8 protein-coding genes are annotated in these 11,935 nt (G+C 62.1%); 6 read left to right on the top strand and 2 right to left on the bottom strand.

Annotation, left to right across the window (positions count from 1 at the left end; genetic code table 11):
- The first annotated feature begins 13 nt into the window (after nt 1-13).
- The 6 genes from LSG43_RS14620 (at nt 14) to LSG43_RS14595 (ending at nt 6,924) form a co-directional block, all read left to right on the top strand.
- Nucleotides 14-925 carry a carbohydrate ABC transporter permease gene (locus tag LSG43_RS14620; RefSeq protein ID WP_231805481.1) on the top strand — a complete coding sequence of 304 codons (912 nt, stop codon included), beginning with the start codon at nt 14-16 and terminating at the stop codon, nt 923-925.
- Nucleotides 922-1,749, top strand: coding sequence for a carbohydrate ABC transporter permease (locus tag LSG43_RS14615; RefSeq protein WP_231805479.1), 828 nt, complete (start codon nt 922-924; stop codon nt 1,747-1,749). Before LSG43_RS14620 ends, LSG43_RS14615 begins: the two co-directional genes overlap by 4 nt.
- Before the next feature lie 12 nt (nt 1,750-1,761).
- Nucleotides 1,762-2,868 carry an ABC transporter ATP-binding protein gene (locus LSG43_RS14610; RefSeq protein WP_304622655.1) on the top strand — a complete coding sequence of 369 codons (1,107 nt, stop codon included), beginning with the start codon at nt 1,762-1,764 and terminating at the stop codon, nt 2,866-2,868.
- A gap of 406 nt (nt 2,869-3,274) precedes the next feature.
- Nucleotides 3,275-4,927 carry a Na/Pi cotransporter family protein gene (locus LSG43_RS14605; protein WP_231805477.1) on the top strand — a complete coding sequence of 551 codons (1,653 nt, stop codon included), beginning with the start codon at nt 3,275-3,277 and terminating at the stop codon, nt 4,925-4,927.
- A 108-nt stretch (nt 4,928-5,035) separates the two neighbouring features.
- A complete protein-coding gene (locus tag LSG43_RS14600; RefSeq protein WP_231805475.1) occupies nt 5,036-6,580 on the top strand; it encodes a VOC family protein in 1,545 nt (514 codons plus the stop codon).
- A 110-nt stretch (nt 6,581-6,690) separates the two neighbouring features.
- A complete protein-coding gene (locus LSG43_RS14595) occupies nt 6,691-6,924 on the top strand; it encodes a hypothetical protein (RefSeq protein ID WP_231805473.1) in 234 nt (77 codons plus the stop codon).
- A gap of 521 nt (nt 6,925-7,445) precedes the next feature.
- Here the strand turns inward: LSG43_RS14595 and LSG43_RS14590 are convergent.
- Nucleotides 7,446-8,162 (bottom strand): hypothetical protein, encoded by a 717-nt coding sequence (locus LSG43_RS14590; protein ID WP_231805471.1) that lies wholly within the window; start codon nt 8,160-8,162, stop codon nt 7,446-7,448.
- 46 nt (nt 8,163-8,208) lie between these two features.
- Complete coding sequence (locus tag LSG43_RS14585) at nt 8,209-11,910, bottom strand: vitamin B12-dependent ribonucleotide reductase (RefSeq protein ID WP_231805469.1); 3,702 nt, start codon at nt 11,908-11,910, stop codon at nt 8,209-8,211.
- Between the last annotated feature and the right edge of the window lie 25 nt (nt 11,911-11,935).

Here is an 11,935-nt window from a genome sequence, read left to right as displayed (position 1 = left end):
AGGATGGCGGTTCATGACGACAACGGTCTCCACCCCAATCGCGGTGCCGGCCAAGCCCCGGCACCGGCGCAGATCAAGTCCTTATCCGACGTGGTTTTTGCTGCCCGCGGCGATTGTCTACGGCATTCTGTTTCTGATCCCGACGTTTGCCTCGCTTTATTTCAGCCTGACGCGCTGGACGCTCTTCAATTCGAGCTTCATCGGGCTCGACAATTTCGTCGCGTTCTTTGAGGAGCCCTTCCTCATCCAAGGCGTCGTCAACACCATCATTTTCGCGCTCCTGACCTGCGCTCTCAAGGTGGTGTTCGGGCTGGGGCTCGCGGTTCTGCTGACCTCGCAGATCCACGCGCGGGGGCTGTTGCGCTCGGTGGTGTTCTTTCCGGTGCTGGTGAGCACCGTGGGCGTCGGCATCGCCTTTACCGCAATGATGCATCCCACCGACGGGATCATCAATGCGGGGCTGGGGCTTCTGGGTATCAAGGGGCCGGGCTGGTTGACCAATCCCTCGCTTGCGATCTATTCGGTTGCCTTCGTCGAGGTCTGGCGCGGGGTGGGGCTGGCGACGGTCATCTTCATTGCCGGCATCGTTTCGATCCCGCAGGACTATTACGAGGCCGCGCGGATCGACGGAGCGACGGGGTGGGAGCGCTTCGTCTATATCACATTGCCGCTTTCGCGCCCGGCGATGGTGACCGTGGTGATCCTCAGTTTCATCCACGGGCTCCGGAATTTCGAACTCGTCTGGGCGATGACGCGCGGCGGCCCCGGCTTTGCCTCGGACGTCCTCGCGTCGGTCATTTACAAGCAGTACCAGGCCGGGTTCTACGGGCTTTCGACGGCGGGTAACGTCGTGCTCTTCGTCCTGATCGCGGCGATGGCCGTGCCGCTCTACCTCTATCTCAACCGCAAGGAGGGGCACCAATGACCCTCGTCCGGCGTTACGGTCTGACCGTTGCGGCGCTCATCGGCGCAGGCTTCGTTTTCGTCGTGCCCTTCCTGTTCATCGTCCTGACGGCGGTCAAGGATCGCACGCAAGCCGCGCAACTCGACTTTACCTGGCCCACCAGTTTTCCGCTCTGGGAGAATTTCTGGACGGTGATCTCGACACGCGATTTCATGCTGATCACCGCCTATATCAATTCCACAATTCTGACTGTGGGCTCGATCACGCTTCTGGTGATCCTTGCGGCGATGGTGGGGTATGTCCGCCAGCGGCGGAAGGCGTGGTGGAACGGGCTTGTCGACTTTCTCGTCCTTGCCGGGCTGATGATGCCGCCTGCGGTGGTGCCGACGATCTGGCTCCTTCAGCAGCTGGGACTGTTCGCGACGCTGCACGGGATGATCTTTATCGAGGTCGCCTACAACATCTCGTTCTGCATTATCCTTTATCGCGCCTTCGTGGCGACGATCCCGCGCGAGATGGATGAGGCGGCGATCATCGATGGTGCGCGGCCAATGGATATCTTCTTTCGGGTGATCCTGCCCATGCTCAAGCCGGTGACGATCACCGTGATCGTCGTGCAGTCGGTCGCTATCTTCAACGATTTCGTCAACCCGCTCTACTACCTGCCGGGCAATGACAACGTCACCGTGCAACTGACGCTCTACAACTTCCAGAGCCAGTTCAACACGTCCTACAACCTCCTGTTCATGAACATCCTACTGGTGACCATTCCCCCTCTGATCGTGTTCCTGTTCTTCAATCGCCAGATTGTCGCGGGCATGACCTCGGGCGCGGTCAAAGGGTGAAGGCGAAGGTTTATGTCTGATCTAACTCTCAAATCCATTCGCAAGAGCTATGGCGCCGTCGAGGTCATCAAGGGCATCGACCTCGAGATCGCGCACGGCGAGTTCGTTGTCTTCGTAGGGCCATCGGGATGCGGGAAGTCCACACTTTTGCGCATGATCGCCGGGCTCGAGGAGATCACCGCGGGCTCGCTTCATATCGGCAATGTGCTTTGCAACGACGTCGAACCCCGGGATCGCGGTATCGCCATGGTCTTCCAGTCCTATGCGCTTTATCCGCACATGACGGTCTACGACAATGTCGGGTTCGGGCTGAAACTCGCCAAGGCGCCCAAGGATGGGCGGGACAAGAAGATCCGGGATGCGGCACGCATTCTGCAGATGGAGCACCTGCTGGACCGCAAGCCCTCGCAATTGTCCGGTGGGCAACGACAGCGTGTCGCGATCGGCCGGGCCATCGTGCGCCAGCCCGAAGTGTTCCTCTTCGACGAACCGCTTTCGAACCTCGACGCCGCGCTACGGGTCGATATGCGCATGGAATTGTCCAAGCTGCACCAGGAGCTTGGGGCGACGATGATCTATGTCACGCACGACCAGGTCGAGGCGATGACGCTGGCGGACAAGATCGTGGTGCTCAATGGCGGCGAAGTTCAGCAAGCCGGTGCGCCGATCGAGCTCTACCAGCATCCGGCCAACCTCTTCGTCGCCGGGTTCATCGGCAGCCCGAAGATGAATTTCCTGCCGGTCACGGTGAAAGGCATCGAGGGCGATACGATCGTTGTTCAGGCCGACGAGATCGACGACCTGCGCGTGTCCATTCCGGGCGCCACGGCGCGGCCGGGCGATGCCATGACGCTCGGTATCCGGCCGCATGCGCTGCGGACCGGTGCGGACGGGCCGATCAAGGGAACCGTCGATCTGGTCGAACGGCTGGGCAACGAGACGATCGTCAACTTCCGGCTGGGTGGCGGAACGCAATGGCTGGCCGTGCTCGATGGCGATATGCCTTTGCACCGCGGCCAGACGGTCGGCTTTACGGCACCGGAAGGTGAACCGGTTCTGTTCGACCGGGATGGCCGCAATATCGCGATTGCCAACCCGCAGGCCGAAAAAGCCGCCTGAGGTCCGAACTCTGGTTCGGGCCGCGTTCCCGGACAATACCCCGAAAGACGCCTTGATACCCGGCGCCGTCGCGAGCCCATGGCGGCCTTCGTGGAGGATGCCGCGCGCATCGTCCCCGATTTCCGGCCGCCCATGCTCGAGATCGGGTTTTCACGAATCGCGAATGTTCTTGATGCCCGCCAAGTGCTGGATCACCATAGTGTGCGGCTCTGGACCAATACGCTCCTGACGATACGCTCGTACAGTCGGACCCGGATGCGGTGTGGGGCGCGCCGATCGACGGGTATAACCGTGTCGCAGACGGACCTCAGCCCGCAGCTTGCGCGTTATCTAACCGGGCGGTACGATTCGTTCTTTTGAGTAAGATAATCGAACGCTTGTTCCAATATGTCCTGGAGACCAAGAGGTGAACCTTTATTCCGTCGCGTTTCATCTGGCCGGTGCGGTGATGCTGCTCCTTTGGGCCGTGCGCATGGTGCGCACCGGCGTCGAGCGGAGCCACGCGCCGGCGCTGCGGTCGCTTTTGCGCGAAAGCCGTGGCGGCCGGATGCGGGCGGCGGGGATCGGGGCCGGGATCGCCGTCGTTCTCCAGAGTTCGACCGCGGTCGCGCTTCTGGCGGCGGGGTTCGCCGGAAGCGGGGTCTTGAGCCTTGCGACCGGCCTCACGCTCATGCTGGGAGCGGATCTCGGGTCGTCGCTGGTCGTGCAGATCCTCTCGATCGACCTGCAATGGCTGGTGCCGCTCTTGCTGATCGCTGGCGGCACGGCCTTTTTCAAAGGGCAGACGCGGACCTGGCGGCAGGGCGGGCGCATTCTGATCGGCATCGCGCTTATCCTCGTGTCGCTCCAGATGATCGGCGTTGCGACGGCGCCATTGCGGGAGACCGGAACGGTCGTGTCCGGCGTCCTGGGCTATCTTGCGGCCGATTTCGTGACCGCGTTCCTGATCGGGGCGGCGTTCACCTGGCTGGTGCATTCGTCGGTGGCGTCGATCCTCATGATCGCAGCGTTCGCCGGGCAGGGAATCCTGCCGCTCGAGGTCGGGGTTTCGCTGGTTCTGGGCGCCAATCTCGGAGGCGGGCTGATTGCCCTGACCCTGACGCGCAGCAGCGTTATCGAGGCGCGCCGGATCGCTGCGGGCAATCTTTTGTTCCGCGGCGCCGGCGCGGTCGTCGTGCTGCTTGGCTTCCATCTTCTGCGGCCCTCGATTGACTGGCTCGGGGTGAGCGAGGCGACACGGCTTATCAATCTGCACCTGGGGTTCAATTTTGCGCTCCTCATCCTCTGCCTGCCGCTCACGGGGCTCGTGGCGAAGCTGATGGAGCGGATCATCGTTTCTTCCGATGGCGCGCCCGAGCCGCTCGAGGAGCCGGGCTCGCGGCTCGACCCGTCGGTCATCGACCAGCCGCCGCTGGCCCTGGCGAGCGCCAAGCGCGAGCTTTTGCGCATGGCGGAGATCATCGAGCGCATGCTGGCGCCCCTGATGGAGCTTTATGAGACCGGCGATCCGGAAAAGATCAAGCAGGTCAAGCGGCTCGAGCAGGCGGTGGATACCGCCCAATCGGAAATCAAGCTCTACCTTGCCAAGATCAATTACCCCGACGATCTCGACGACGACGCACGGCGCGCGCAGGAACTCGCCAATTTCGCGATCAACCTCGAATATGTCGGCGATGCCATTGCCAAGACGCTGATGACGCTGGCCGAGACCCGGCGCGACCAGAACCTCAAATTCTCTCCCGCCGGCTGGCGCGAGCTCAATGAACTGCATCACCGCGTGATGCAGAACATGCAGTTGGCGCTCAACGTTCTGATGTCGGAGGACCGCGAATCCGCGCGGCTGCTGCTCGAGGAAAAGGAAGAAATGAGCCGCGCCGAACGCGCCAGCGCCACCGGCCACCTGCAAAGGCTGCGCGACGGGGCGCACCGGAGCATCGAAACGAGCAACATTCACCTCGAAACGGTGCGGGCGCTCAAGACGATCAACTCGCTCTTTGCGAGCGTGGCCTATCCGATCCTTGCCGAGAGCGGGGAACTACGGGATACGCGATTGGCCTAGCTGCTCTGGATAGTCGCCATCGGTCGCACTGCCACCGTGAAATTGACAAGACGCCGAAGCCTATTGAAAACATCGGTCATCGGCAGATCCGGCAGACAGGGAATAGCAATGACTGGCATTCACCACGTCACGCTGATCACCCGGGGGGTGCAGGCGAATGTCGATTTCTATGTCGGCTTTCTCGGACTTCGTCTGGTCAAGCGCACCGGCGGCTTCGAAGACAGCACGCAGCTCCACCTGTTTTATGGCGACGCGGAAGGCGCGCCCGGTTCAATCATCACCTTTCTGGTCTGGGAAGAAGGTGCGCCGGGCCGGGTCGGCAATGGCCAGGTCGCGGAAGTGGCATTTGCAGTGCCCCCCTCGAGCATCGGCGACTGGCTTACCCGGGCGCTCGAACACCGCGTGCCCATCGAAGGTCCCAAGCGGGAATTCGGAGAACCCGTCCTGAGACTGAAGGACCCGGACGGGGTGATCGTCAAACTCGTCGGGGCCGATCTCCCGGCAACCGCGCCCTGGGGCGATAGCGCTCTGGCGATCCGCCGGCTGCGCGCTGTGACCATTTTGACGGACAAGCCGGACGAGACGGCGGATTTCGTCGGCAGGTTCGGTTTTCGGCAGGACGCGGTCATGGGCAATGTCCGGCGCATGCGGTCCGAAACGGATGCCGTCGATATCCGCGACGCATCGGGATACGTGCCGGGCGTTCCGGGCACCGGTACCGCCGACCATGTCGCATTCCGGGCCCGGGATGTGGCAACCGTTCGCACGGTTCAGGCCGAGCTCTCACAGATCAACGCTTCGCCGACCAGCTTCCACGACCGAAAGTACTTCACCTCGCTTTATGTGCGAGAGCCGGGCGGAACCTTGATGGAACTGGCTACGGATGGACCCGGCTTTGTGGTCGACGAATCGATTGAGGATCTGGGGAAACACCTGTTCGTGCCGCCCGGTGATGCCGCTCGTGCCGAGGATCTGCGCGTAATGCTGCCCCAGTTTGCGCTGCCGGGGGAGACGCGGCGACCGATGCGGGAGCTGCCGTTCGTCCACCGTTTCTACACGCCGGACGACCCGGACGGCAGCACGATCGTTCTGTTGCATGGCACCGGCGGCAACGAGGCGGATCTGATGCCTCTCGCCCACCGGATCGCGCCGCACGCCACGCTGCTTGGCGTCCGCGGCCGCAGCCACGAGGAAGGCGTGGCGCGCTGGTTCCGCCGCCTCTCGATGGTGCGTTTCGATCAACCGGACATACGGGCCGAGGCCGAGGCTTTCGCCGCATTCGTCGACGGCGCGGTCACGGGCTACGGGCTGGATCCGGCTGGAATGACGTTCCTGGGCTATTCGAACGGGGCGAATTTTGCCGCCGCGGTGATGGGACTGCACCCTGACACCATCCGCAGAGCCATCCTGATCCGCGCGATGGCGGCGCTCGATGAACTGCCCGATGCAGACCTGACCGGGAAAGGCGTTCTGCTGCTGACGGGCGCGCATGACCCTTACGGCCAGCATGCCGGTGCACTCGAGGACTGGCTAAGGGCCCGTGGCGCCGAGCTTGACGCCCGCCGGATCGATGCAGGGCATGATATTGTGCAGGACGATCTGGTGGCGGCGCAATCGTGGTTGCAACGCGACAGGAAGCCGGACGCTGACTGACATCAGGCGCCGCGGAGCTGGTTGAGCCTCGGCCCAACCTCCGAGAGCTGTAGGCCCGTGCCACGACTTGTGCTAATCGGACGGCCTAACGCGTGAAAGGACGATCGAATATGAGCGAGCCGAGTGTGGCAGAAGCGACCGAGACCATCTATGCCTCGCTGCAGGCGGACAATGCCGACATCGACGCTCATATTGCGTCATTGAAACAGGCGATGGCCCGCGAGGGCATTAAGGAAGCTGTCTTCGACCCGTCCAAGCTGGCCCAGAACAACCGATCCGGCCGCAAGACGATGCAGGCCTATTTCCGCCAGCGCGGCGTGAAGGTGACGTTTTCGGGGGCGTAGGGAGGCGAGTCCCGGCGGACGTTTCTCGTTTTGGGCGCGTCAACGCGCCCTCCGGCAATGAGCCTTCAGGTTCGATCAAAGTAGGGCGGTATGCGGCGAGACGTAGCCTCATACTGGGTAGTTGTAGATAAGCGAGGCACGCCTCGCCGCATACATCCGGGATTTTCGGCTTATGGATACCCCGCCGGGGACGATCCCCTCCCTCTTTCGAGGGTATGGCGCGCTGATCCTGGCCCGACGCATCGGGGGACGTGTCGCCTTGGCGCGAGTGAGCACCCTTTGGGCCTCCGCTGGAGCGACCTCCATCGGACCCGAACCGGCCTGGCGGACAATACCGGAGCGCCGCGGGATCAAATGAGGCCTCGGCTCAGCCCCACGCATCCCGTCTCTCCAATCCTGCCCTCACCGGAAGCTCGTATGCATCCTCGCCCTTGGTGCGGCCGTGAGGAGAAGTATGGCAGAGGTTTGGGGGGCGGGGATAAGTTTGGGATAAGGGGTTTCAGTTTGTTGCCGAATACGGCTTAATGGGCTGTGCCCAGTCGTGCTGACCTTAGATGAACTCCGACCTTCCGGCCGATACACCTGGCTTCATCCTGCGCTTGTTTCGGAAGAGCCGAAAGGAACGCCTCTAGTTGCTGTTCCTGCTCGGTTCTTCTATCCATGGGCAGACCCAACAGGAACAAGTGCTTATCTAAGGTTCGTTCGGCAAGTCGTTCATCCATGTTGCATTCGGCAATATCCAGACGCACGTCCCGTAGTACCTCGTTCCACCCGTTCTTCGACAAGGTAGAATAAAAACTCTCCATTCGGTCGACGCTATCAGTGGCCGTCTTAGCGCCCAAGACAGCCTGACTGGCAAGGCCGTCATACATCGTCCAGCCACACGGCCAAACGAACCAACTGATCTTGGAGGCAGCAGAGAGCGGAAATACGATCCGCCCTTGGGCGTTGGGATGGCGCCTCTCCTCGCCGACCCATTTGGTCAACGCGCAAGATAACAGCTTCGCACGCTCCGGAAGCGGCATCCCATTGATTTGCCCAGACTCTCGGATACAGGACGCAAAGCTGTCTTCCCTGTTTTTCCGGATGCTGCGATTGACCAAATAGACGAAACCGATTTTCCGGACCCAATCGCCATTAAGAACCTTGCCGGACCTGAGCGCGTTCGCAAAATAGGCGTCACAATTCAACCACCACTGGTAGGCGAGAGCAAAGGCGTAGTCGGCGGCAATGTCCATAGTATCCGTCCGCTTTGACCTTTGCTGCTCGTTCAACGGCTAGCCCTCAACTACACCCAGTCGTCGACCCACACGTATCGCACTTCAAACACGTGCCATTCCGCACCAGCGTGAAGTTCTGGCACTCGGGGCAAGATTCCCCGACATAGCCTTTCATCTGGGCTTCGACGCGCAGGGCGTTGGTGTCCTTTGTCTTGGGCGCGGGGGTCGCTTCGGCCTCGGGTTCGGGGGCCGTTTGCGTGTCCGCTTTCAATGCCGTGCCGGATTTGAGCGCCGTCATTGTCGAGGTCTGCAGGGCCTGGACCGGGTTGGGGAGGTTGAGGTCCTGGCTGGAGACCAGCATCAGGTTCTTGTCCTTGACCCGGCCGCGGGTCATGCCGCGGGAGACGAAGCGGTCCGCCGAGACGGGTGAGGGGGCGTTGCCGCGGTCTTTCACCTGCTTGTCTTCGGAAACGCCCTGACCGATGGAGGTCGATCCGGCATCCGGGGTGACGTGGGCGAGGTCGGTGCGGTCGAGATAGGAGATCGCCAGTTCGCGGAACACATAATCGAGGATCGAGGTCGCGTTCTTGATCTGGTCGTTGCCCATCACGAGGCCGGCCGGCTCGAAGCGGGTGAAGGTGAAGGCCTCGACGAATTCGTCGAGCGGCACGCCGTATTGCAGGCCAAGCGAGATCGCGATGGCAAAATTGTTCATCATGGCGCGGAAGGCGGCGCCTTCCTTGTGCATGTCGATGAAGATCTCGCCAAGGCGGCCGTCGTCGTATTCGCCGGTCCGCAGATAGACCTTGTGGCCGCCGACGATCGCCTTCTGGGTATAGCCCTTGCGGCGGTCGGGCATTTTTTCGCGATCGCGAACGGCCTTCTCGATGATCTTTTCGACGATCTTCTCGGTGACCACCGGCGTGCGCTCGGCGGCGGGAAGGGCGGCGAGATCGGCAACCTCGTCCTCATCCTCGTCGTCATCGGCCAGAAGCGAGGCGTTGAGCGGCTGGGAGAGCTTGGAGCCGTCGCGGTAGAGCGCGTTGGCTTTGAGCGCCAGCTTCCAGGAGAGCATATAGGCTTCCTTGCAGTCCTCGACCGTTGCGTCGTTGGGCATGTTGATCGTCTTGGAGATCGCGCCCGAGATGAACGGCTGAGCCGCGGCCATCATGCGGATGTGGCTTTCGACCGAAAGGTAGCGCTTGCCGATCTTGCCGCAGGGGTTGGCGCAATCGAAGACGGGCAGGTGCTCGTCCTTGAGGAACGGTGCGCCTTCGAGGGTCATCGCGCCGCAAACGTGGATGTTGGCCGCTTCGATGTCCTTTTTGGAGAAGCCCAGGAAGGGCAGGAGCTCGAAGGTCGGGTCGGCAAGCTGCTCGTCGGAGACGCCCAGCGCCTTGAGCGTATCGGCGCCCAGCGTCCACTGGTTGAAGACGAACTTGATGTCGAAGGCCGACTTCATCCCCGCGTTGAGCTTTTCGATGTGCGCGTCGGTGAGGCCCTTGGCCTTGAGGCTTGTCGGGTTGATCGCCGGGGCCTGGTTGAGGTTGCCGTGGCCGACGGCATAAGCCTCGATCTCGGCGATCTGGTCTTCGGAATAGCCGAGCGTCCGCAGGGCTTCGGGGACAGCGCGGTTGATAATCTTGAAGTAACCGCCGCCGGCGAGCTTCTTGAATTTGACGAGCGCGAAATCGGGCTCGATGCCGGTGGTGTCGCAATCCATCACGAGCCCGATGGTGCCCGTGGGGGCGATCACAGAGACCTGCGCGTTGCGGTAGCCGTGCTTTTCACCCAGTTCGAGGGCCGTGTCCCAGGCGGTCTTGGCGCGGTCGATCAGGTTCTGGTCGGGGCACGCGGCGTGGTCGAGCGGGACCGGGGCGATGGACAGCCCCTCATAGCCGTTGGTGTTGCCGTAGGCCGCATTGCGGTGATTGCGGATGACGCGCAGCATGTGCTTGGCGTTGCGCTTATAATCCTTGAAGGCACCGAGTTCGGAGGCGATTTCGGCCGAGGTCGCGTAGGCGACGCCGGTGAGGATGGCCGTCAGCGCGCCGGCGATGGCGCGGCCTTCCTCCGAATCATAGGGGATGCCCGAGGTCATAAGGAGCCCGCCGATATTGGCGTAGCCGAGCCCGAGCGTGCGGTAGAGGTAGGAGCGCTCGGCGATGGCGCGCGAGGGGAACTGGGCCATCATTACCGAGACTTCGAGGACCAGCGTCCAGAGCCGGACCGCGTGCTCGTAATCGGCGGTGTTGAAGACGCCATCCTTGCCACGGAAGGGCAGGAGGTTGATCGAGGCGAGATTACACGCCGTGTCGTCGAGGAACATATATTCCGAGCACGGATTGGACGCGTTGATCGGACCAGCCTCGGGGGAGGTGTGCCACTCGTTGATGGTGGTGTGGTACTGAATGCCAGGGTCGGCGGAGGCCCATGCGGCGTAGCCGATCGTGTCCCACAGCTCACGGGCGTTGAGCGATTTGGTGGGCTTGCCGGTCTGGCGCGAAATGAGGTTCCATTCGCCATCGGCCTCGACGGCGTTGAGGAATTCGTCGGTGACGCGGACCGAATTGTTCGAATTCTGGCCCGAAACGGTCAGATAGGCTTCGCTGTCCCAGTCGGTGTCGTAGACGGGGAACTCGATGTCGGTATAGCCCTGCTTTGCGAACTGGATGACGCGGAAGATGTAGTTTTCCGGCACCAGCGCCTTTTTCGCGGCCTTCACCTCGCGCTTCAAAGCCGGGTTCTTGTTGGGGTCGAAGCAGTCGTCGCCATTGCCGTCGCAATTGACGGCGGCTTTCATGATGAGCTTCAGGTGCCTGGAAACGGTCTTCGAACCGGTCACCAGCGCGGCGACCTTCTGTTCTTCCTTCACCTTCCAGTTGATGTAGTCCTCGATATCAGGGTGGTCGATATCGACAACGACCATCTTGGCGGCGCGGCGGGTGGTGCCGCCGGACTTGATGGCGCCCGCAGCGCGGTCGCCGATCTTGAGGAAACTCATCAGGCCCGAGGATTTTCCGCCGCCCGAAAGGCGTTCGCCTTCGCCGCGGAGTTTGCTGAAGTTCGAGCCGGTGCCCGAGCCGTATTTGAACAGACGCGCCTCGCGGACCCAGAGGTCCATGATGCCGTTCTCGTTGACGAGATCGTCATCGACCGACTGGATGAAGCACGCGTGGGGCTGCGGGTGCTCGTAGGCGGATTTCGACTGGGTCAGCTTGCCGGTGAACGGGTCCACATAGAAGTGGCCCTGGCCGGGGCCGTCGATGCCATAGGCCCAGAAGAGGCCCGTGTTGAACCATTGCGGCGAGTTCGGGGCGACGCGCTGGGTGGCGAGCATGTAGCACAGCTCGTCATAGTAGGCGCGTGCGTCTTCCTCGGAGGAGAAGTAGCCGCCCTTCCAGCCCCAATAGGTCCATGTGCCGGCAAGGCGATCGAAGACCTGGCGGCTGTCCATTTCCGATCCGTAGCGCTCGTCCTCGGGGAGTTTGGCGAGCGCCTTTTCGTCCGGCACCGAGCGCCAGAGCCAGGAGGGAACGTCGTTTTCCTCGACCTTTTTGAGGACCTTGGCGACGCCGGCCTTGCGGAAATATTTCTGCGCGATGATGTCGGCGGCCACCTGGCTCCAGGAGGCCGGCACGGCAATATCCTCGAGCTTGAAAACCACCGAACCATCGGGGTTGCGGATCTCGCTCGTTGCGCTCTTGAATTCGATCCCCGCATAGGCCGACTGGCCCGCCTTGGTGAAACGCCGTTCGATATGCATGGTCTATGGTTCCCCAAACTAAGCC

The organism is Pelagibacterium xiamenense (genome assembly GCF_021166475.1).
Lineage (GTDB): Bacteria > Pseudomonadota > Alphaproteobacteria > Rhizobiales > Devosiaceae > Pelagibacterium > Pelagibacterium xiamenense.
Note: the sequence above shows the minus strand (reverse complement) of the source record. Positions and strands in the feature narration are given on the sequence as shown.